Here is a 21,610-nt window from a genome sequence, read left to right as displayed (position 1 = left end):
GGCTCTCGGGGCTGGAGGGCGTCAGTAGTCTTCCACGGGGGGCTCGTTCTGCTCGGCGGGATCGGGGTGCGTGTCTCGAGGCACCTGTGGGCCGCCGGGCTTGCGCTTGTCCGGCGCAGGCGTGGTGTTCGGGTGTCCCGTGTCGGCGGGCGGCGGCGTCGTATCGGTTTCGGAATGACCTGGTTGAGCGGACATTGCGGTTTCCTCCTGATCTGCGGATGCCTCTCTTCCAGCATGTCGCGCGCCTGGCAAGCCCCTACGATTTATGTGTATTTTTCTTAACACGGACTTCAACAAACTTCATGGCGTACCCCTCTAAAGTGGGGTACGTTTGAGTCGTTGGTTTTTACATTGCTGAACATTCGCCACGCATTCAGAGCGATGTCGGCAACCCGCAAACAAACGATTCAGTCTTCCGGGGGGTGACATGAACGTTTCCAATCTGCTGCATGCGGCGTCGAACTGGGTTGTCCAGTCGCGCGCCTTCAATGTCACGCAATCGGTTGCACACCATCGCACGCCCAGCGATGCGCTGTCGCACTGGAAACTCGATATTTGGCACAAGAGCGTGCCGTTCCTGTTCGAGGGCGGCCTTGCCGAACCCGCGCACCAACTGTTTCCCAAGCATCTGGCGCATGCCGAATGGGTGGACGAGCTGCATCACCATCTGAGCCAGCTTGTGGGCGTGCGCCGGGAGCATTGCAAGATCGACATTCGCGCCGTGACGGGGCTGGCGCAGTCGCCGTGCTCGGTGCATTCGTTTCCGAGCATGCTGGTGTTTGCGCATCAGCATTGCCGCCGCATTCCGCATAGCACGGACGCGGATTTTGCCGCCAACCGGCGCCACGTCTTCCGCTACGCAGATCAGGCCAACGTGTTCCGCGCCTACGACTTTGCCGGCGGCGAGCTGTTCTACATGAACGAGTGGGGCGCCCACCATTTCGCGGCGCTGGCGTTGCAGGCTCGCACGCAGAACCGTGAGCTGCTGGTCGATGCCGAGGTGCGTCATGCGCGTTCTGCGCTGGGACTGCGCCGGCTGCTTGACAGCTTCCATGTGATCGGCGCGCGGCGGCAAGGGCAGCAGCGCTACGGCACCCGTTTGTCGGAAGCGCTGGCCAGCCACCAGGTACCGCATCGCTGGATGCATGGCCGTCGCGAGGCCGAAGGCTTTGAGTTGTGCTTCCTGCCCAAATCGGATCGCTTTGCCAATTGCGTGGGCGAACAGCTCGTGCGCGACGGCTGGTTCGACTACGGCGCGTGGCTGGCAAGCCTGCACGATGCCACGGAGCTGGGTGCCCCCGCGCAACGCGCCGAGGCCGCCCGCAAGACGCGCCCGAACTGGAAGCGCGTGCCGGTGCCGAGCCTGGGCGTGCCGACGGGTCTCATGCCGGGCTTTGCGCACACGCGCTTGTAATACGGGGGCGCTAAGCTCAGCGGGTGTTCTGCCCCACCACCTGACGGATTGCTGAATCAGGCGGCTGGTGTCAGAATTCGCAACTTAGTTGCATTGAGGCGCGCAAGTCGGTGACACTACGCGCCCGCATCTGCGCCCGACCTTGCGTTCCTTCCGCTCATCCTTCCTCCATCCGCGTTGGCTGGCTTGCCTGCTGACCGTGTTCCTGCTGTTCGGTCAGCAGGGCGCACTGCGGCATGCGCTCTCGCATTGGAGTGAATTCAGCGAAGCGACCGGCGTCGCGTTCAATGCCGCTGCCACGGCCAAGCCGGCCAGTGCCGAGCGCAGTCAGCCCGCGCAGGAACACGCCGCGTGCCTGCAGTGCGCGGCCTATGCCGCTCTGGCGGCTGCCTTGCCGATGCTGGTGGCGCTGCGGCTGGCACATACGCGCCGCTGGCACTTTCCGCACATCGGTTTTCATGCGGGCGCGCCGGTGTTTCCGGTCGCCGTGTGTTCGCGCGATCCTCCAATCCGCCTTTGATTCCTGCCTTGCCCGTCGGCGCGCGCGTTGTAGTGACGCATGCGCGTGCCGCTGTTTAACGCATCCGCTCGATTCAAAGGTTTTTTCATGATTCCCTTCCAGCCCCGCAAGCTGGTGATGGCGCTTGCCGCCGTCCTGCCGTCCGTCGCCTCGGTTTCCGCCCTGGCTCAGGAGGCCACACCGCCGGCCGCCGCGCCTTCCACGCCCGCCACGACGGCACCCGCCACCAACGTGCGCGACCTCAGCGAAACCCGCGTCACGGCCAAGCGCCTGGACGCCGCACGCAATGCGCTGTCGCCGGACACCGGCAGCTCCGTCTACAAGTTCGACACCGATGACATCGACCGCCTGCCGCTGGGCGATGCCACGCCGCTCAACCAGGTGCTGCTGCAGGCGCCGGGCGTGGTGCAGGATTCGTACGGGCAACTGCACGTGCGCGGAGACCATTCGAACCTTCAGTACCGCATCAATGGCGTGATCGTGCCTGAGCCGATCAGCGGTTTCGGGCAGATGCTCGATACGCGCTTCGCCAACCAGATCAACGTGCTGACCGGTGCGCTGCCAGCGCAGTACGGCTACCGCACCGCCGGCATCGTCGACATCACCACCAAAGGCGCATCGACCGACGAGGATGGCGAGCCGAAGGCCTTTGGCGGCGAGATCGGCACGGTGCTGGGCAGCAATGCCACGCACGAGGTCAATGCGCAGATCCAGGGCACGAAAGACCGCTTCAGCTATTACCTGTCAGGCGTGTTTGCCGAAAACAACATGGGCATTGAAAACCCGACGGGCAACCGCAACGCCACGCACGACCACACCACGCAAAACAAGTCGTTCGGCATGCTGTCGTACCTGCTCGATAGCGATAGCCGCGTGAGCTTCATGTTCGGCACGTCGAACGGCCGCTTCCAGATTCCGACGCGCCCGGGCTTGACGCCGAAGTTCACGCTTGATGGCGCAGTGCCGCCGGCGTCGGAAGCGCTCAACGCCAATCAGCGCGAGAAGACTGACTTCCAGATCCTGACGTATCAGCAGAAGGTATCGCCCAAGCTGGACTACCAGGTGTCGGTGTTCCGCCGTGTCAGCCGCATCGACTACATCCCCGACCCGATCGGGGATCTGGTCTACAACGGCGTGGCGGCCGACATCATGCGCCGCAATGAGGCCTACGGTGTGCAGGGCGACGCAAGCTACAAGCTGACCGACAAGCACACGCTGCGTGCCGGCGTGTTCGTGCAGCGCGAGCGCTATGTGGCCAACAACACCGCCAGCGTATTTGCCGCCGACGCCTCCGGCGCGCAGACCAGCACCACGCCGTTCACCATTGTCGACAACCACAGCGGCAGCGGGACAACCTTCGGCGTCTACCTGCAGGACGAGTGGAAGCCCACCGACCGGCTCACCGTCAACTACGGCGCACGCTACGACCGCGTCAACACCGTCGTCAGCGAGCAGCAATTGAGCCCGCGCCTGGGCTTGACGTATGACCTGACGTCGCGCACCCGCGTGCATGCCGGGTACGCGCGCTACTTCACGCCGCCGCCCACGGAGAAGTTCGACAACACCTCGGTGCAAGCCTTTGCCGGCACGACCAACGCGCTGCCTTCGGATGCGAACACGGCCGTCAAGTCGGAGCGCTCGAACTACTTTGATCTGGGGATTTCCCACCAGCTCACGCCGCATCTGACGCTGGGACTGGATGCGTATTACCGCGACGTGCGCCATTTGCAGGATGAAGGGCAGTTTGGCAATGCGCTGCTGTACTCCGCGTTCAACTACGAGCGTGGCCGGATCTACGGGCTGGAAGGCAGCGCGAACTATCGCAACGGCAACTTCGGGGCGTATCTGAACCTGGCCGTGTCGCGTGCGCAGGGCAAGGGCATCGAGACCGGCCAATTCCACTTCGATGCCGACGAGCTGGCCTACATCAACAACCATTGGGTCAACCTCGATCACGACCAGCGCCTGACCGCGTCGGCGGGTGTGTCGTATCGGTATTCCGGCACGACCTATTCGAGTGATGTGCTGTTCGGTACGGGACTGCGCAACGGCTTTGCCAATACCGACCACCTGCCTGCCTACTGGCAGATGAACGTGGGCGCCGCCCGCGACTTCAACCTGCCGACGCTGGGCAAGTTCAAGACGCGGCTGACCGTGCTGAACATCTTCGACCGCAGCTACCAGTTGCGCGACGGCACGGGCATCGGCGTGGGGGCGCCGCAGTTTGCGCCGCGCCGGACGTTTCTGTTGTCGGTCAGCAAGCCGTTCTAAGCAAATCGGGCCAGCACATGTGGCTGGCCCGATGTTGCATCCATTACATCGTCGTCACATCGGCGGGACCATCCCGTCCTTGCCGACCAACACGCGTTGCGCAACCAGCGTGCCCTGCGCATCGGCGCGTACGAACATCACGACATGCGCGCCGGCCTTCAAGTCGTCGCGCCGGCCCGGCTCGAAGGTGACGATCGGCACCTGTGGCGGCACCACGATGCGCTGCTCTCCATCCTTGTATTTGACAGACAGCGTGCGGCCCTGCGCCCCGGTGACGGCGCCTGCCTGCTCGACCGTGCCGTTGGTCATGCTGCTGTTCGGCCCCAGATCGTAGGGGCGGTGGCCGTCTCCGGTGCCGCGCATGGCTTCCGGAAACACGTGTACCTCCAGCGCACGGAGCGTGCCGTCCGGCTCCTTGACCGCAGCCGTGCCGATGTAGCTGCCGGCCCGAATGGCCGACGGCTCGATCGGCGCAACCTGCGTGACGCTGAGGTCCACCGGCAGCGTCACGGTGGCCTTGTTGCCGGACGTGTCGGTCAAGTCGACAGCGGTGCTGTGAACCGCATTGATGGTGGCCCGCACACGTGTGGGCGCGGCGGCGGTGCTTTGTGCGGAAGCGGGGAGGGGAAGGGCCGCAGTCAGAAGGGCGACAGCGGCAGCAGTACGGGCAAAGAAGCGTAGACGGGTCATAGGGCAGGCACGTGAGATTCACCCAGACGTGGGCGCGGCGGGCCAGCGTGCGCGCGCGTTCGCGAAGCGCTGGTCCGCCGCCAGTCTAGACCGGACCGCGCTGGCGTGCAGGGCGGCCCGCGGTCATCCCGCCCGGCTCAACCGCGATGCGGACCCGGCACGCGCTTGCCCTCGTACGTCGGGCGGCTGCGGCGCATGTTGTCGGACCCATCCGTGCCGCCTCCGGTGGGCGATTGCACCGGCAGATCGCGGCTGCCGGGTTGCGGGTCGATCGGCGCATCGTCCAGCTCGACGGCGTCTGGCGCGTCTGCATCGTCGTTTTCTCCGGCCAAGCCTGTGGCGTGCTCGAAGTTCTCGTCGTCGATTGGGGTGTCGACTTCCGGGTCATTCAGGTCCCGTATCGTGTCGGGCATTAAGTCGCCGCCCTCGCGTATCACCGGTTCGCGCCCCGCTGCGCGCCGCTCGCCCGTGCCGGTGGAATCGGTGTCGCTGTCGAGATTGACGTCGCCAAGGTCCGCGCCAGCCGTGCGGTTGGCTGCATTGCCATGCGTGTGAACGGCGGGATCGTCCTCAAAGCGATCTTCGACGTCGCTGCCCAGACCCGGGCCGCCGACCACGTCACTGCCCGAGTCCGAACTGTCGGAGGGGCCGAGGGCGTCGGTGCCGTGACCCTTGCCGGTTTGTGCAGGTGCCTCGCCGGTGCGATACAGGTTGCTGGTAGCCATGTGGATTCTCCATGCGTGCTTGTGCGCCAAGGCGCGACACTGCGAATGCAGCAAGGCGGATACCTGCGCGCGGCGCAAGCGGCGTCCGCCAGCGCACTGTTTGGGCGGCACGCTCGTTGCGACCCACTTTGCCGCGGGCAAGCCGCTCGCAACTGAAACCAGGAGGCTGACGATGAAGCAACACGCACAGCAACCGCACAAGCCCGCTGCACAGGCGGGAGGAAACGCGGGGGAACGAACGAGTGAGAGTAAGAAGGGCGAACGCCGCGATCAAGCGCAGAAGGAAGGGGCTCGCGCCAAGGGCAGCACAGAATCCGACCGCGCCGAGCGCACTTCGATGCAGCACGGCACCGGCCAGTCTGCCAAGCGCCCGACGCCGGCGCCCGCTGAAGACGGCCGTGCCGCTGCTCAAGAGGGGCAAATGCCGCAAAACCAGCAGCGGCTGGGGCAGCACCAGAACAGCCGGAAACAGCCATGAGCGGTACCCATACACCCCGTGATGACAACAAAGCCAAAGCGCCTTCGAGTGACGCCACCGCCAAACCCGTCGCGCCGGCCATCCCAAGCGAGAGCGGCGTAGGCGAAGAGGACCCGGGCGACTTCGAAAACGCTTCGATCAGCGCGGGCGACGGGGAACGCCCCGCAGCGCCGCCCGCAAAGCCAGACCGGCGGCGCTAGCCGCTCAGCATCGTCATTTCAGCCGCGCGAGGTCTGGCGCGGCTGAATGATGTTTGCCAGCCAACGCCCCATCGCTGACCACATCGGGCGTGGCGTGCGGGCAGCACCGGCGACGATGCGCAGGTGCGCGCCGGAGCGCTCATCGGCACGCAGACGCCACCACCCGGACGTTTCCACAACGTGCGCGTGGCCAGCGCCGAGGGTGTACCGCGCGGCTGCCACCGAGCGCGATGGTGGCTCCAGCCGCAAGCTGCCTTCCAAAGTCACGAGCGTAGTTCCAACGGGCAGCCAGTGCAGGCCGGCTTGTCCGGGGCAAAGCGCCAACCATTGCGGTTCGTGTGCGGATGTCGTCGCAGTCATGTCGATCTCCTGAACATGGCTGCAGCGTAGGGAACACGCCGGGCCGCCAATAGACACAGAGCGGGGCGACGTGAGCCGCAACACCCGAGGTGTTGTGACCATCTGTTACGGTACAGTTTGCCGCTGTCTGTATCTGTTGCGGTCGCGGTCGTACCGGCATGATGTGCTGGACTCTACCCGCCGCCTGTCGTCGCCCTCGCCGCCATGTCCGTCACCGAGTTGACCTCCCCGCGCGCGCAGCCGCTGTACCGGACGCTTGCCGACCATTACCTCGGCGCGATCCGCAGCGGGGTGCTGGCGCCGGGCGAGCGCATGCCGTCGGTGCGCATGCTGATGCGCACGCACGCCGTGAGTCTGTCGACGGCGCTGCAGGTGTGCCGTCACCTGGAGACGGAAGGTTGGTTGGAAGCTCGGGAGCGCTCCGGCTACTTTGTGCGTCAGCCGCGGCGCGCCTTGCTGGCACCGGTCAAGGAGCCCGAAGTTTCGACGCCCGATCCGGCGGCTTACGTGGGCGTGCATGCGCGCGTGTCCGCCATCGTGGCGCGCGGCCAGCATGCCACGGTGCATGTCGACCTGTCGGGAGCGAGTGGGGCTGCCGCGTTGTACCCGGCGGCGGCACTCAACCGGATTGCGTCGCAGGTGCTGCGGCGGTATCCGCTCCTGTTGACGCAGGCTGTCATCCCGAACGGCCATCCCGAGTTGCAGACCGCCGTGGCGCGCCGTGCGCTCGACATGGGCGTGCAGGTCGCGCCGGACGACGTGATCGTCACTCACGGCTGCATCGAGGCGGTGAACCTCGCATTGCGCGCGGTGGCCCAACCGGGCGATACCGTGGCCGTGGAATCGCCGACTTATTACGGGTTGCTGCAGGTGCTGGAAAGCCTGGGCATGCGCGCGGTGGAAATTCCGACCAGCCCGCGCACCGGCATGTCGCTGGAAGCGCTGGAGATGGCGGTGCAGGCCTACGGCAACATTCGGGCCGTGGTGGTCGTGCCCAATCTGCAAAACCCGCTTGGCAGCATCATGCCTGACGCCGCCAAGCGCCGGATGGCCGCCTTTTGTGACGCCAACCGCATCGCCCTGATTGAAGACGATACGTATAGCGCCCTTGGCGACAGCCCCACGCCGCTCAAGGCGCTCAAGGCGTGGGACCGCACGGGCAACGTCATCTATTGCGCGTCGTTGAGCAAGGTGCTGGCACCCGGCCTGCGCCTGGGCTGGATGGCGGCCGGCCGCTGGCAGGGGCGCGTACAGATGCTGAAGTTTGCGCAATCGCGGCCGAACGATTCGTGGTCGCAGGTGCTGGCGGGGCGCTTCATCGCGTCGGGTGCGTACGACCGTCACCTGCGTACGCTGCGCCAGACGTTGCGCGAACAGCGCGAGCGCATGGCTGAATCGATTGCGGGATGCTTCCCCGCGGGCACGCGGTTGTCGGTGCCGTCAGGCGGGTTGGCGATGTGGGTCGAGCTGCCAGCCAACGTGTCGTCGATGGAACTGTTCGATGCGGCGCTGGCTCAGGGCATCCGGATTGCGCCGGGCACGATGTTCTCGAACCTGAACCGCTTCGATCATTTCTTCCGCATCTGCTTCGGGCTGGAACCTTCGGCCAACCTGGAAGCTGCGCTTGCCACGCTCGGCCAGCTCACGCAGCAACTGGCCGAGCGCTGACCGATCGACCTACCGGCACCACGCCGGCACAGCGGAAGGCGCTTCCAGACCCTGCACGCTCTGCGCAATCTGTTGCGACCATTGCTGGACGAGGCGTTGCGTGGATGACACCACCGCGTTGACGCCAGCCGCTGAATCCGCGGCTGCGGAGGGCCCAGACACAGGTAGCGCAAGCGTCGTCTGGCAGGTGAGCGCGGCGGTGCTCGCGCCTTGGGCGGCCACATCGCGCGATACGCGCCACGTCACCAGCGCCGTCACGCCCTGGCCGGGCCGCGCGTCATAGCTGCGCATCTCGGCACCGATGCGGTAGAGCGGCACACCCGCGGGCGCTGCGGCACTTCCCACGTCCACGGCAGACAGCGTCGTCGCCAGGTTCGCAGACAGCGCATCGCGCAGTTCCGAACCGAACGGCGCGGCCCAACGTTGCTCCTCAAGCGCCACCACTTCGCTGTCGGACGTACGCAGCACGATCTGCGGCTTGTCCAGGCGATCGGGCACCCGCACGCCCGAGAGGCGGAATGCACGCTGAAAGCGGCTGGTGTCGGTTGCTTCAGGGCGCGCCGACAGCGTATGCAAGGTCGGCTCGGGCGAGGCGCACGCGCCAACCAGCAAGGCCACGGCAGCGCCGCCGGCCACGCGAAGAGAAAAAGACAGCATCGTCGTTTGCATCGGCATCATTGCGCGTCCTTTGCCTTGCCGCGGATCAGCGCTTCCGGGTGGCGGTCCAGATAGTCGGTCAGCACGCGCACGGACGCGGCGGCCTTGGCCACCTGTTCCAGCGTGTCGCGCGCATTGCGTTGCAGCGGGGCATCGTCGGAGAAGACCTGCCGCGCAGAGTCGAGCGTGCGGCGCGCCTCGGCCAGCGTTTCCTTCATCTGCGGGGCGAGATCGCTGTTGACGGTCTTGGCCAGTTGCTCGGTCTGCTTGAGCGTAGCGTCGAGCGTCGTCAGCGTGCGGTGAACATCCTGTCCGATCTGCTCGAACGGCACCTTGTTGAGCTTCTTGGCGATGCCGGCAATCTGCGCTTCGATATCGTCCGTGGGGTTGTCGGCCGTGGGGAACACATACGCGCCGTCGCGATCGCGCATGCCGAAGCGCGGCGGGGTCTTCTCGCGCTCGGCCGTGTCGATGAAGTCGAGGTTCACGAACTGCTGTCCCGTCAGCAGGCTCGCGCTCTTGAGCTGCGCGCGCATGCCGTTCTTCACCAGCACGTCGAACTGTGTGCGGACGTCTTCGGCGGCGTGCTGCGGGTTGTCGTCGCGGATGTCCATGCCGAAGCGCGTGGGGTACAGCGTGGCCGTCACGGGCAGCACGAACTCGTGGCGCTTCTTGCTGTAGTGGATGCCGATCGACTTGATCTCGCCCACGTTGATGCCCTTGAACTCCACCGGTGCGCCCACGTTGAGCCCGCGCAGCGAGCGGTGGAAGTACATCACCACGGTCTGCGACAGGTGTTCAGGGTCCTTCAGCGCCGCGGTTTCGTTGCGCACGAGCTGGAACTGCGCGTCGGAGGCAGCCGGCTCGTGATCGGCTTCTTCGGGTGTCTGGAACGCGATGCCGCCGAGCGCCACGGTCAGCAGCGATTGCGTATCGACCTTCAGCCCGTTGGCGTCGAGCTTGAGGTCGATGCCGCTGGCGTTCCAGAACCGCGTGCCGCGTGCCACAAACTTGTCGAACGGCGCGTTGACGAAGATGTGCAAGGTCACACCCTTGCCGTCGGCGTCGATGTCGTAGGCAGTGACTTGCCCCACGCGCACGCGGCGGAAATACACCGGGGCGCCGATATCGAGCGAGCCCAGGTCGGGCGCATGCAGCGTGAACTGTTTGCCCGGGGCATCCGCGGAGATGGCTGGCGGTGTGTCGAGGCCCTTGAAGACGGATTTCTTCTCTTGCGAGCGGCCGCCGTCCACGCCGATGTAGGCCCCGGAGAGCAGCGTGCCGAGCCCCGAGATGCTGCCGGCCGCCACGCGCGGGCGCACCACCCAGAACCGAGTGTCGGACGCGGCAAACGCCTTGCCGTCATGCGTGAGTTCGATCAGCACCACGGCGCCGGACCGGTCGTCGGTGAGCCCCACAGCCTTGACCACGCCGATATCGACGCTCTTGTATTTCACGCGCGTCTTGCCTGCCTCAATGCCCTCGGCCGAGCTGAACGTGACAGTCACTTGCGCGCCGCGCGCGAGGATCACGCGCGCCATGAGCGTGGCGCCCACCGTAAGCGCCACGATCGGCACCAGCCAGATCAGAGAGGGCAGCCAACGCTTGCGCTTCATGCGGCGCGGCGCGGGAATGTTTTCGTTATCGACGGGGTCGGTCATACATCGGTCTCTTCAGGATCGGGCTCGTCGATGACGTCCCAGATCAGGCGGGGATCAAAACAGCGGGCGGCGAACATGGTCAGCACCACCACGGCAGCAAACGGGCCGACACCAGGGCCGGGCTTGATGATGGCCAGCGTCGACAGGTGCACAAGCCCTGCCAGCAGCGTCACCACAAACACATCGAGCATCGACCACCGGCCGATGATCTCGACCAGCGCGTACAGGCGCGTGCGCAGGCGCGGGTTCCAATGCCAGCGTTGCTGCACCGAAAGGCACAGCACCGCCAGGATGCCGAGCTTGGCCAGCGGCACCAGAAAGCTGGCAATGAACACGATGATGGCCAGGTGCCACGAGCCCGACGTCCAAAGGTAGACGATCCCGCTCATGATGGTGTCCTGCTGCGAGCCGAGCAGGGTGTCGGTAATCATCACGGGCAGCAGGTTGGCGGGCAGGTACATGGCGGCTGCCGCAATCAGCAGCGCCCAGCAGCGCGCCAGGCTGTCGGGCTTGCGCACGTGCAGGGGCGACATGCAGCGCGGGCAAACTGGCGCTGGGGCGGTTTCGTCGGGCGCGTCTGCGTGGGTCAGCACCGCTCGCGTGGCGGCCTCTGATTCGGGCATGCGCGCCAGCAGGCCGCAGCGCTCGCATGTCACCAGGCCATGCGCGGCGGCGCGCAGCGGGCGGCCTTGTTGCGCCGGCTGTGCAGAGGCAGGCGTGGTGGCGCTGTTCATGGACGATCCTCGCCGGGGCGGGCCGCGGCGTCCATGCCGGTCGGCGCGTCGACTTGCGAGCCAGGCGGCAGCGTCAGGCCGATCTCGCGCCAGAACGGCCGCAGGTCGATCGACAACGCCACCGTCAGGAACACAGTGAGCGCGGCAAACGCCCACAAGCCCGCATCGGCCTCGAGCGACACCATGCGCGCCACTTTGATGAGCGCCACCACCACGCCCAGCATGAAGATCTCGACCATCGCCCAGGGGCGAATCAACGCAGCCGCGCGCAGCACGAGCGCGGCCGCCGGATGCTGCCGCCCGCGCCATCTCGCGATAAGCAGCGGCGCCAGCACCGACATGTACATCAGCGGGAAGAACACCGTGGTGAGCGCCACCAGCACGGCAGCGAAGAGCATGTCGTAGTCATACAGGGCCACGATGGCGCCCCACAGCGTGGTGGCGTGCCGGTTGCCGCCGCCGTTCATCTCGGCAATCGGAAAGATGTTGGCGACGATGTAGACGATGAGGCCCGTCACCACCAGAGGCAGCAGCACCGACAGCCGCTCGCTTTGATTGCGATACAGCTTGATGCCGCAGCGTGTGCAATGCGCCTCTTCATCCAGCGCAATGACTTCGTGGCGATGCAGGGTGTCGCAATGCTCGCAGGCGATCCAGGCATCGGGATCGCCCGGCAGCGGCAGGGCGACCGGGGCGGCCTTGGCGTTGGTGGTGTCGCCCGCTGGGCGCCATGACTGGGGCAGCGGGATGGGGAGTTTCACGGTGAGCAGCTCCATCGTCGGGCTGAAGGCGCGGTGGCAGCGTTGGACACGCACGCGACGGCGCACCGATAGTCGGGCAGGCGATTATACATACACAGTTGAATGTATAGCTGAGTGCGGACCTCCGCATTTTGACGCACGGTCTCAAGCAAATATCCAGCCAATCAGTGCGTTCGACGATGGCGCCGGGTGATGGCGGAACGGGCCTTGCTGAATTGGAGGGGCACATCCTCAACCTCAAGGAGCCATTCATGACGTATCTCCGTGCATCTTCTCTTGTTGTCGCGCTGGCGCTGGCAGGCGGTACCGCGGCGGCTTATGCCCAGACGGGGGCGGCCCGATCCAATAGCACGGCGGGCGGCAGCAGCATGTCCCCCGCCGGCGCTACCAGCACCGACGCGACCACCATGGGCAGGGGGGGCACCGCCGTCGACGGTGGTTCGACGGGCAGCGGGCGGGACGCCACCCGCAATCGCAATGCCACCGGCAAGCAAGGACGCTCCGGCAACACATCGTCGCGCTCGGGTTCCAGCGGCGGCTATGGCGGGGGTGCGAACGATTCGACCGGCAGCACGACCAGCGGCGGTTCGGGCGGGGTAGGGGTAGGCGCTCCTGGCACGGGCGGTTCGATGGGCGCGCCGGGCGGCGGTAATGGCGGAGGTACCGGCGGCGCTGCCGGCTCGGGCGGTGTCGGTGGCGGGGCAGGCAGCGGCGGCGCCGGCGGGGCCGCGGGCGGCAGCGGCGGTGGTAGCGGCCGCTAACCGCGCGCTCACCTGCTGCTAACGCAGTTGTGCCGCGTGGTGCAGCAGGTGGTCTTCGATGAAGGTCTGGATAAAGTAGTAGCCGTGGTCGTAGCCCGGGTGGCGGCGCAGTTGCAGCGGTTGCCCGGCTGCGGCGCACGCGGCCGCGAAGTCATCCGGGTACAACTGTTCTGCGAGGAATTTATCGGCCTCGCCCTGATCGATCAGGATGCCGCGCGGGAAGGGGCACGACGCCTGCCGCATCAACTGCGTGGCATCGTGCGCTGCCCAGGCGGTGCGATCATCCCCGAGATACCCGGTGAATGCCTTGATGCCCCACGGGCACACAGACGGATGCGCGATGGGCGCAAACGCAGACACCGAAGCAAAGCGTTCCCGATGGCGTAGCGCCAGCGTCAACGCGCCGTGGCCGCCCATCGAGTGCCCAAAGATGCCAATGCGCCCGGCCGCCACCGGAAAGACCACGCGCGCGATGTGGTGCAGTTCGTCGGCGATATAGCTTTCCATGCGGTAGTGCTCGCGCCATGGCGCCTGCGTGGCGTCCAGATAGAAGCCGGCGGCAATGCCGAAATCCCAGCTGTCGGTTTCGCCGGGGGCGTTCGCGTCGCGCGGGCTGGTGTCGGGCGCGATGAGGATGAGCCCCTCGCGTGCTGCCACGCGCTGCGCACCGGCCTTGATGGCGAACGTCTCTTCCGTGCACGTCAGGCCCGCCAGATAGAACAGCGCGGGGCAGCTCGTGCCTGCCAGCGCCTGGGGCGGCAGGTAGACCGAGAAGCGCATCGGCAGCCCGATCGCCGTCGAGGCATGCCGATAGAAGCGCTGCACGCCACCAAAGCAGGCGTGTTCGGAAAGCAGTTCAAGTGCCGGTACCGGGATCGTCATCGCGTGGCTCCATCCCCAAGGATCAATACAACACGACCGAACGGATCGACTCACCGCGCTTCATCAGCTCGAAGCCTTCGTTGATGCGCTCCAGCGGCAGCGTGTGCGTGATGAGGTCGTCGATGTTGAGCTTGCCTTCCATGTACCAGTCGACGATCTTGGGCACGTCGGTGCGGCCGCGGGCGCCGCCGAATGCGGAGCCCTTCCACTCACGGCCGGTCACGAGCTGGAACGGGCGCGTGCTGATCTCCGCGCCGGCTTCGGCCACGCCGATGATGATCGATTGGCCCCAGCCCTTGTGGCAGCACTCCAGCGCCTGGCGCATGACCTTCGTGTTGCCGATGCATTCGAACGAGTAATCCGCGCCGCCATCGGTGAGCTGGATGATGTGATCGACCACGTTCTCCACATCGCTCGGGTTGATGAAATGCGTCATGCCGAACTTGCGTGCCATCGCCTCGCGTGCGGGGTTCAGGTCCACGCCGATGATCTTGTCGGCGCCCACCATCTTCGCGCCCTGGATCACGTTCAAGCCGATGCCGCCCAGACCGAACACAACCACGTTTGCGCCCGGTTCCACCTTGGCCGTGTAGACCACCGCCCCCACGCCCGTGGTGACGCCACAGCCGATGTAGCAGACCTTGTCGAACGGCGCGTCGGGGCGGATCTTTGCCAGCGCAATCTCCGGCACCACGATGTGATTGGCAAACGTGGACGTGCCCATGTAGTGAAACAGCGGCTTGCCATCGAGCGAGAAGCGCGACGTGCCGTCCGGCATCAGGCCCTTGCCCTGCGTGGCACGAATGGCCTGGCACAGGTTCGTCTTGCGCGACAGGCAAAACTTGCACTGGCGGCATTCCGGCGTGTAAAGCGGGATCACGTGGTCGCCGGCTTTCAACGATGTGACACCTGCCCCCACCTCGAGCACGACGCCTGCGCCCTCATGCCCGAGGATTGCCGGGAAGATGCCTTCCGGGTCTGCGCCCGAGAGCGTGTAGTAGTCGGTATGGCAGATGCCGGTCGCCTTGATCTCGACGAGCACCTCGCCGGCACGCGGGCCTTGCAGGTCCACTTCTTCCACAGTGAGCGGAGCACCGGCTTTCCAGGCGATGGCGGCTTTGGTTTTCATGCGCATTCCTTTTTTTGAAGTGGAGCCTGCCCGACGTGGGCAGCCTAGGGAGGGCGATTGTAGAACGTTGCCTGCCCCGGCAACGTGACAACAACGTCATGTTCGACAAATCAGACTTCAGATCCTCTTACAACGGCCGTTTCTTGTGCGACGGCAGGCCGACAGGGCCGCGTGCCGCATGCCTTACATGGTGGAACCCCTGCCATGGGCCTCGTAGTAGGAAACCATACCGTGCTTGCATCCATCCGTACTCGCATTTTGCTGACCTGCGTTGCCATCGTGGTCGGCGCATTGACCTTTGCCGGCGGTCTCAACTATCTCGTGACGCGCTCGTACAACGACGAGTCCATCCGCCAGAACCTGCAGTCCGTCGCGCGCGGCCACATCGCTGGCATCGACGACTGGGTGGCGTCCAAGACGCAGATGATGGCGTCGCTGCAAGACGTGGCGGTGTCTGCCGATCCGATTCCGGTCTTCAAGGCCGTGCACAAGGCTGGCGGCTTCATTAACGTCTATGTCGGCTATCCCGACAAGTCGTACAAATTCTCGAACCCCGAAGGCATTCCGCCGACGTATGACCCGACCGCGCGCCCCTGGTACAAGCAGGCGGTGGACGCTGGCAAGCCCGTGGTGACGCCGCCGTACGTGAGCGCCAGCACTGGCCAGCTCGTGGTGACCTTTGCGGTGCCCATTCTGGAAGGCGGCACGCTCAAGGGCGTGATTGGCGGCGACGTGGCAATGGACAGCGTGATCGCCAACGTGAAGGCCATCCATCCGACGCAGGCGAGCTTCGGTTTCCTCGTCAACGCCGCGGGCAAGATCGTTGCGCACCCGAATGACAAACTCACGCTCAAACCGGCAACTGAGCTGGCGGCAGGGTTGAACGAAGCCACACTGGCATCGCTGGCACAAGCCGAGAGGCCCGTGGAAGTGACGGTGGATGGGGCGTCCAAGCTGCTCTACCGCCAGGGCGTGAAGGGCACCGACTGGGGCTTGGTGGTGGCGCTGGACAAGTCTGACGCCACCGCGGGTATGCGCTCGCTGGTGATGACGTCGATTGGCGCGCTGGTGGGCGTGGCCATCGTTGCAGCACTCATCGTCGGTGCAATGACGGCACGCGCGTTCCGCCGCCTGTCGATGATCCGCGATGCAATGGACGACATCGGCTCGGGCAGCGGCGACCTCACCAAGCGTCTGCCGTCGGACGGCGAAGACGAAGTCGCGCAGATCGCCCGTTCGTTCAATGCGTTTGCCGACAAGCTCACGGCGGTGATGCAGCAGATCCGCCTGGGCAGCGATTCGGTGCGCTCGGCCGCGCAGGAGATTGCCGCCGGCAACGCAGACCTGTCGCAGCGCACGGAAGAGCAGGCCAGCTCGCTGGAAGAAACCGCGTCGAGCATGGAAGAACTGACGAGCATCGTGAAGCAGAACGCCGACAACGCGCGTCAGGCCAGCCAGCTTGCCGTCACGGCGTCGGACGTGGCCACGCGCGGCGGCAACGTGGTCGGCCAGGTTGTGCAGACCATGGGCGGCATCAACGAGAGCAGCAAGAAGATTGCCGACATCATCGGCGTGATCGAAAGCATCGCCTTCCAGACCAACATCCTGGCGCTGAACGCGGCGGTGGAAGCCGCGCGTGCCGGCGAGCAGGGCCGCGGCTTTGCCGTGGTGGCCAGCGAAGTGCGCAGCCTGGCGCAGCGTTCGGCCGGTGCGGCCAAGGAAATCAAGGCGCTGATCAGCGACTCGGTGGATCGTGTGAGCAACGGCACGGCGCTGGTGGATCAGGCCGGCGTGACCATGGCCGAGATCGTCGATGCGGTGAAGCGTGTGACCGACATCATGGGCGAGATTTCGTCAGCGTCGGAAGAGCAGAGCAGCGGCATCGAGCAGGTCAACCAGGCCGTCAACCAGATGGACCAGGTGACGCAGCAAAACGCTGCGCTGGTCGAGCAGGCGGCTGCCGCTGCGGAATCGCTGGAGGAACAGGCCCACAACCTTAACGAGGCAGTGGGGCAGTTCCGCCTGTCGCACTGAGTCCGCTAGACCTACGCGGTTGCAGCGTTATGGGGCCGGGGCGGCGTTTGTTGCCTCGGCCTTTGCCTTGTCCTGCGCTTCGGCCAGCGCCACGTCGGCAGCTTGCGCGCGCTGCATGGCTGGCCGCGCCATGACGCGGTCAATGTAACCGCGCACCAGCGGTGTTTCCGGGATGAGCTTGAACATCGTCGTCCAGCCCAGCGCCGCACCCCACAGCACATCCGCCGCGATAAAGCGTTCACCCAGCAGGTAAGGACCTTTCTCCAGCTGGGCTGTCAGCGTGCCAAGCATGGTGTCGAAGTTGCCATACGGTGACATCGAATACGCTGCCGGTTCGCGTTTCATCGAGCGGTCGACGATGGCCGGCTCGAAGCACGCGCCGTAGAACGCCATCCAGCGCAGGTACGCACCGCGCAGCGGATCACCCACCGCCGGCGATAGCCCGGCCTCCGGATACAGCTCCGCCGCATACAGATACACCGCTACCTGCTCGGTGATGACCGCATCGCCGTGACGCAGTGTCGGCACCTTGCCCAGCGGATTGATGGCAAGAAACTCCGGTGTCTTGTGCTGGCCGGTCGTCAGGTCGAAGGCATGCAGTTCGTAGTCGGCGCCGAGTTCTTCGAGCAGCATGCGCGCGCCCCGCGAGCGGCTGCGTGGCGAGTGGTACAGAATCAGGCGGCGGTCTTGCGGCATCGTCGGCTCCGATGTGCGGTGCAATGGGTGGATGACAGCTTGCCACTGTAGGCGGTCGATCCGGCTCCGTCTTGGAAAAATGCGCTGCGGCGGTGCATCATCGCGGCATTGTTTCTGCTGCTGCCGCTTCCAAGAGCGATCTGCGTGAGGTTGTCGACAAACCAAACACACGCAACTTCCGCCGCCTTGCGGGAAAGGCACCTGCCGTGTATTGCGTATTGGCGCGCCAATCAGCCTTAGCGCTCTCCGCGCATCAATCCGCCGCGAGCGCCACGTCGGGCGACGCAGGCGGGCGGTCCGCCATCACGCAGTTGCGCCCCGCCAGCTTGGCGGCATAGAGCAGATGGTCTGCCCGCCGCAGCAGCGGCTCCAGTTGGGGGCCATCCGCCGCGGGCGCTGCCGCCACGCCAAAGCTGGCCGTCATGCGGCAGGGCAGATCGGTACCGGTGGGCACCGTCACCTCGGCAATGCGATGGCGCAGATGATCGGCCACCGCGCGGGCCTGCGCGAGGCTGTCTGCCCACACCATCACCGCGAATTCCTCGCCGCCGATGCGCGCCACCATGTCGGCCGACGGGCCTTCAGCGCGGCACAGTCTTGCAACGGTGCGCAGCGCTTCATCGCCCACGGCGTGGCCGTACGTATCGTTGATGCGCTTGAAGTGGTCGATGTCGAACATGATCAGTGCAATGAGCCGCGCCTTCGGCTGCGGCGATTTGCACATCGCGCCGGCGCGGTCCTCAAAGGCGCGACGGTTGAGCAACTGGGTGAGCGGGTCGGTCTCGGCCATGCGCGAGAGTTCCTGCATCAGGTGCGCGCGTTCCACCTCCAGCCGGCGGCGCTCGATGCTATTGATGCGCAGCACGCGGATCGCGTCGAACATCGCTCGGATCTCGCGCCGCGCAAAGTCGGTCGGGATGTGCACACTCAAGTTGCCTCGCGCAATCCCGTCGATCAGCCGCGTGGCGTTGACAAACGGCCCCACCACGTTGCGGCGGAACGAAATCGTCATCCACGCCAGCGCGCCCAGCACCGACACCACGGCGCCTGCCGAGCCCATCAGCACCAGCAGCATCGCCCGCCGATGTTCGCGGATGTCGTCATCCGCCAGGCGCAGCACGATATCGCGGAAATCCGTGATGGCGCGCATGGTAGGCACGTATCGCTCGGCGAATGCGGCTGGGGTGATATCGACGCCGCCAAGCTGGCTGGCCTTCGCGCGCACGGCCGCCACGTAGCGCAACCCGTCCCCGAAGTACTGGGCGCCAAGCGTGGCCAGGGCGTGCTGGTTCAATGGCGCCCGCCCGCCCACGCGGGTCTCGATCATGCTGCGCAGTTGGTCGATGCGGCCTTGCGTGCGTTCGATGGCAAGCTGCTCGTCAAACGTGAGCATGCGGTGCATGGCCAGCGCACCGGTAAAGCGCGAACCGAGCTGGCCCGCGTATTCACGCAGATCGGCCGACAGCCGCGCCAGCGTCAGGCAATTGAGCACGTCGGGATCGCCGCGCGTGATGTTGGCCGTGCGCGCGTTGACGATGGGCAGGAATTCGGGGATGACCGCGATCATGCGGTTCACGCCATCGGCCAGGTCGTCGCTGCTGCGTGAGCGCAGGGGCAGGGCGGTCAGCCGGTCGATGTTGGCGCGCGCGGCGGCCAGATGCGTCTGGGCGCGGCGCGCGGCCTTGATGTCGGCCTCGCAGCCTGGGCAATGTTCAGGGCCCAGCGCGTCGAGCAATTGGGCGACGTGCTCGTCGCTGGTGGCGCGCATGCGTTGCAGGGCCGCGCTGCGCTCGGCCGGCACCGGCAAGTCTTCGCCGAGAACGCCGTTGGTCGGGCCGCGTTCGGCTGAAACCTTCTCCATGGCCAGCAACGTCATGCGCAGCGCCCGGACGCTGCGGGCGGAATCGTCGGCACGGCCGTAGGCCAACCATGCATAGCCCAGCAGCCAGCACGATAACGACAACACCGGAACGAGGACGATGGCGACGCTGGCGCCAAAGCGCCTGTCCATCGACGTTTCAGAAGACATGAACGGAGTGGTGGAGCGTCTTGGCGGGCGGTTGGACGGGCCGGAAGGTGGTTGCGAACGGGTTGCACAGGTGCCGACGCGCGTTGCCGCGTGCAGTACACGTTTCTGGCTAACGGCAGCATTGGACGCTTCTTTACCGTGCCATTGGACCCGCGCCGCGAGCGCGGACTGCAAACAAATGCAAAAGGATTTTTTACGGAATATTCAGGCCGGAGCCCTGAAAAAAGGGCCGGGCGGCCGGGTTGTTGCCGCGGCATGGCACGAGATGGCGCCACGCGCATCCCGTGCCTGGATGAGCATCGAACGATTCGGGGCGGGTCGACTACTTGACCGCCACCTCGGAGTGCACCACTTCCGGCGCCTTGGCAAAGAACGGGCCGACCAGCTTGCGCCATTCCTGGAAATCGTCGGACTCGCGAAAATCGACCATATGGTCTTCCACGGTGTTCCAGCGCACCAGCAGCACGTAGCTGGTGTCGCGCTCGACGATGTGATGCAGCTCGGCGCCGTGGCACCCCTTGGCGCGCGCAAACAGCGGCAAGGCTTGCTGGACGGCGGCTTCAAACTCGCGTTGCTTGCCGGCGAGAATTTCGATGTGGGCCATTTCGAATACCACGTTGTGCTCCGTTTGGTTGGATGGGTGAGCAGACTATAGCCGGCAATCGGTTTCGCCATCGCCTGGCGTGCATGAGACTGTTCGGCGCGCGGGCGTCAATGTCGGGTTGGCTTCCAAACGTCTGTCTGCCCGGATGCGGCCCCTATGACAACGGCAACCGCGCGGGCATACTCGGACTTCATTGCCTTGGCCCGAATCCTGCTCAGGCCTTTCAGGCGTCACCTTCAAGCAAAAACAACCCATGGATAGCGGAAACGGCCACCAGAAATTCTTCTTCCTCCTGCTGTTTGTCGTCACCCTCGGGCTCTGCTGGATCCTCTCGCCGTTCTTTGGCGCGGTGTTCTGGGGCGTCATCCTGGCGATTCTGTTTCAGCCCGTGCAGCGCGCGCTGGTCGCCCGGATGGGCAAGCGGCCCAACCTGGCGGCGCTCGCCACGCTCACGCTGATCATTCTCATCGTGATCCTGCCCGTGATCTTTGTGACGGCGACCATCGTGCAGGAAATCGGCGTCGCCTATCAGCAGATCCAGGGCGCGCAGCCGAATTACTCCAGATACCTCTCCGAGGCGGTGCAGGCGCTGCCGACGTGGGTGCAGCAACTGCTTGCCAAAGCCGGCCTGACGAACATTGCCGGCATCCAGAAGAAGCTCGCCGATGGCGCTGCGCAGATCAGCCAGTTTGCCGCCACGAAGGCCCTGAGCATCGGGCAGAACACATTCCAGTTCGTGGTGGGTTTTGGCGTGATGCTCTACATGGTGTTCTTCCTGCTGCGCGACGGCACCGACATTGGCCGCCGCGTGCGCCGCGCGCTGCCGATGGACGAAGAGCACAAGCGCCTGCTGCTGAACAAATTCACGACCGTCGTGCGCGCCACCGTCAAAGGCAACATTGCCGTGGCGCTGGTGCAGGGCGTGCTCGGCGGGCTCATCTTCTGGTTCCTCGGCATTGACGGCGTGGTGCTGTGGGGCGCGCTGATGGCGTTCCTGTCGCTGCTGCCCGCGATTGGCGCGAGCCTCGCCTGGATTCCGGTCGCGCTTTATTTCCTGATGGTGGGCGCGATCTGGAAGTGCGTGATCCTGGTGGCCTTCTGCGGTGGCGTCATCGGCTTGGTCGACAACCTGCTGCGCCCGCTGCTGGTCGGCAAGGACACCAAGATGCCCGACTGGGTCGTGCTGATCTCCACCCTGGGCGGTATGGAGCTGTTCGGCATCACCGGCTTCGTGATCGGGCCGTTGGTCGCCGCGCTGTTCATGGCCAGCTGGGACATCTTTGCGCGTGAACAGAGCGAGTGATGCCGCTGCCGAGCGGACGCTTCATCGCGCTCA

At 65.6% G+C, this 21,610-nt stretch carries 21 protein-coding genes; 8 read left to right on the top strand and 13 right to left on the bottom strand.

All coding sequences use genetic code 11. The annotated features are described in order from the left end of the window. Positions 1–21: 21 nt before the first annotated feature. Positions 22–195, bottom strand: coding sequence for a hypothetical protein (locus AAHM38_RS16205; RefSeq protein WP_012761282.1), 174 nt, complete (start codon positions 193–195; stop codon positions 22–24). Positions 196–427: 232 nt separating this feature from the next. Here AAHM38_RS16205 and AAHM38_RS16200 point away from each other — a divergent pair, with 232 nt between their 5' ends. The 3 genes from AAHM38_RS16200 to AAHM38_RS16190 all read left to right on the top strand — a co-directional run bounded on the left by AAHM38_RS16200 (position 428) and on the right by AAHM38_RS16190 (position 4,205). After that, positions 428–1,414 (top strand): DUF6685 family protein, encoded by a 987-nt coding sequence (locus AAHM38_RS16200; RefSeq protein ID WP_116576789.1) that lies wholly within the window; start codon positions 428–430, stop codon positions 1,412–1,414. Between the two features lie 142 nt (positions 1,415–1,556). Continuing rightward, positions 1,557–1,934 carry a hypothetical protein gene (locus tag AAHM38_RS16195; protein ID WP_049779081.1) on the top strand — a complete coding sequence of 126 codons (378 nt, stop codon included), beginning with the start codon at positions 1,557–1,559 and terminating at the stop codon, positions 1,932–1,934. An 87-nt stretch (positions 1,935–2,021) separates the two neighbouring features. Then, entirely contained in the window at positions 2,022–4,205 is a 2,184-nt protein-coding gene (locus AAHM38_RS16190) for a TonB-dependent receptor (protein WP_116576815.1), read from the top strand. 54 nt (positions 4,206–4,259) lie between these two features. Here the strand turns inward: AAHM38_RS16190 and AAHM38_RS16185 are convergent, their stop codons facing one another. After that, positions 4,260–4,895 (bottom strand): hypothetical protein, encoded by a 636-nt coding sequence (locus tag AAHM38_RS16185; RefSeq protein ID WP_116576790.1) that lies wholly within the window; start codon positions 4,893–4,895, stop codon positions 4,260–4,262. Positions 4,896–5,032: 137 nt separating this feature from the next. Next, positions 5,033–5,620: a hypothetical protein gene (locus AAHM38_RS16180; protein ID WP_116576791.1), complete on the bottom strand. Its 588-nt coding sequence runs from the start codon at positions 5,618–5,620 to the stop codon at positions 5,033–5,035. A 172-nt stretch (positions 5,621–5,792) separates the two neighbouring features. Between AAHM38_RS16180 and AAHM38_RS16175 the strand changes: the two genes are divergently transcribed. Next, complete coding sequence (locus AAHM38_RS16175; RefSeq protein ID WP_009239002.1) at positions 5,793–6,098, top strand: hypothetical protein; 306 nt, start codon at positions 5,793–5,795, stop codon at positions 6,096–6,098. Positions 6,099–6,316: 218 nt separating this feature from the next. Here AAHM38_RS16175 and AAHM38_RS16170 read toward each other — a convergent pair whose 3' ends face one another. Further along, positions 6,317–6,658: a hypothetical protein gene (locus tag AAHM38_RS16170; RefSeq protein ID WP_009239000.1), complete on the bottom strand. Its 342-nt coding sequence runs from the start codon at positions 6,656–6,658 to the stop codon at positions 6,317–6,319. 204 nt (positions 6,659–6,862) lie between these two features. On the opposite strand from AAHM38_RS16170, the gene AAHM38_RS16165 reads away from it, so the two are divergent. Then, positions 6,863–8,326, top strand: coding sequence for an aminotransferase-like domain-containing protein (locus tag AAHM38_RS16165; RefSeq protein ID WP_116576792.1), 1,464 nt, complete (start codon positions 6,863–6,865; stop codon positions 8,324–8,326). Positions 8,327–8,335: 9 nt separating this feature from the next. On the opposite strand, the gene AAHM38_RS16160 is transcribed toward AAHM38_RS16165, so the two are convergent. The 4 genes from AAHM38_RS16160 to AAHM38_RS16145 are packed head-to-tail and all read right to left on the bottom strand — an operon-like array spanning position 8,336 to position 12,154. After that, a complete protein-coding gene (locus AAHM38_RS16160) occupies positions 8,336–9,004 on the bottom strand; it encodes a PqiC family protein (protein WP_012761290.1) in 669 nt (222 codons plus the stop codon). Then, a complete protein-coding gene (locus AAHM38_RS16155) occupies positions 9,001–10,644 on the bottom strand; it encodes a PqiB family protein (RefSeq protein WP_012761291.1) in 1,644 nt (547 codons plus the stop codon). The genes AAHM38_RS16160 and AAHM38_RS16155 overlap by 4 nt, the downstream gene beginning before the upstream one ends. Beyond that, positions 10,641–11,378, bottom strand: a complete 738-nt coding sequence (locus AAHM38_RS16150; protein WP_116576793.1) for a paraquat-inducible protein A — start codon at positions 11,376–11,378, stop codon at positions 10,641–10,643. Before AAHM38_RS16150 ends, AAHM38_RS16155 begins: the two co-directional genes overlap by 4 nt. Next, complete coding sequence (locus AAHM38_RS16145; RefSeq protein ID WP_116576794.1) at positions 11,375–12,154, bottom strand: paraquat-inducible protein A; 780 nt, start codon at positions 12,152–12,154, stop codon at positions 11,375–11,377. Before AAHM38_RS16145 ends, AAHM38_RS16150 begins: the two co-directional genes overlap by 4 nt. A gap of 236 nt (positions 12,155–12,390) precedes the next feature. On the opposite strand from AAHM38_RS16145, the gene AAHM38_RS16140 reads away from it, so the two are divergent. Then, the gene (locus tag AAHM38_RS16140) at positions 12,391–12,900 is read left to right on the top strand and encodes a hypothetical protein (RefSeq protein ID WP_116576816.1); all 510 of its coding nucleotides are present in this window, start codon (positions 12,391–12,393) and stop codon (positions 12,898–12,900) included. Positions 12,901–12,918: 18 nt separating this feature from the next. Here AAHM38_RS16140 and fghA read toward each other — a convergent pair whose 3' ends face one another. Continuing rightward, positions 12,919–13,782 (bottom strand): S-formylglutathione hydrolase, encoded by an 864-nt coding sequence (gene fghA / locus AAHM38_RS16135; protein WP_116576795.1) that lies wholly within the window; start codon positions 13,780–13,782, stop codon positions 12,919–12,921. A 22-nt stretch (positions 13,783–13,804) separates the two neighbouring features. Next, positions 13,805–14,911 carry an S-(hydroxymethyl)glutathione dehydrogenase/class III alcohol dehydrogenase gene (locus AAHM38_RS16130; protein WP_009238992.1) on the bottom strand — a complete coding sequence of 369 codons (1,107 nt, stop codon included), beginning with the start codon at positions 14,909–14,911 and terminating at the stop codon, positions 13,805–13,807. Between the two features lie 231 nt (positions 14,912–15,142). Between AAHM38_RS16130 and AAHM38_RS16125 the strand changes: the two genes are divergently transcribed. Further along, positions 15,143–16,945, top strand: a complete 1,803-nt coding sequence (locus tag AAHM38_RS16125) for a methyl-accepting chemotaxis protein (protein WP_116576796.1) — start codon at positions 15,143–15,145, stop codon at positions 16,943–16,945. 27 nt (positions 16,946–16,972) lie between these two features. Here AAHM38_RS16125 and AAHM38_RS16120 read toward each other — a convergent pair whose 3' ends face one another. The 3 genes from AAHM38_RS16120 to AAHM38_RS16110 form a co-directional block, all read right to left on the bottom strand. After that, positions 16,973–17,641, bottom strand: coding sequence for a glutathione S-transferase family protein (locus AAHM38_RS16120; protein ID WP_009238990.1), 669 nt, complete (start codon positions 17,639–17,641; stop codon positions 16,973–16,975). Positions 17,642–17,894: 253 nt separating this feature from the next. Further along, complete coding sequence (locus tag AAHM38_RS16115) at positions 17,895–19,652, bottom strand: GGDEF domain-containing protein (RefSeq protein WP_116576797.1); 1,758 nt, start codon at positions 19,650–19,652, stop codon at positions 17,895–17,897. 340 nt (positions 19,653–19,992) lie between these two features. Beyond that, on the bottom strand, positions 19,993–20,274 hold the full coding sequence (locus AAHM38_RS16110; protein ID WP_004629803.1) for an antibiotic biosynthesis monooxygenase family protein: 282 nt from the start codon (positions 20,272–20,274) through the stop codon (positions 19,993–19,995). Between the two features lie 253 nt (positions 20,275–20,527). On the opposite strand from AAHM38_RS16110, the gene AAHM38_RS16105 reads away from it, so the two are divergent. After that, positions 20,528–21,577, top strand: coding sequence for an AI-2E family transporter (locus AAHM38_RS16105; protein ID WP_116576798.1), 1,050 nt, complete (start codon positions 20,528–20,530; stop codon positions 21,575–21,577). Positions 21,578–21,610 lie beyond the last annotated feature (33 nt).

The organism is Ralstonia sp. OTU4908 (assembly GCF_038440115.1).
GTDB lineage: Bacteria > Pseudomonadota > Gammaproteobacteria > Burkholderiales > Burkholderiaceae > Ralstonia > Ralstonia pickettii.
This window is presented reverse-complemented; position numbering and strand designations above follow the sequence as displayed.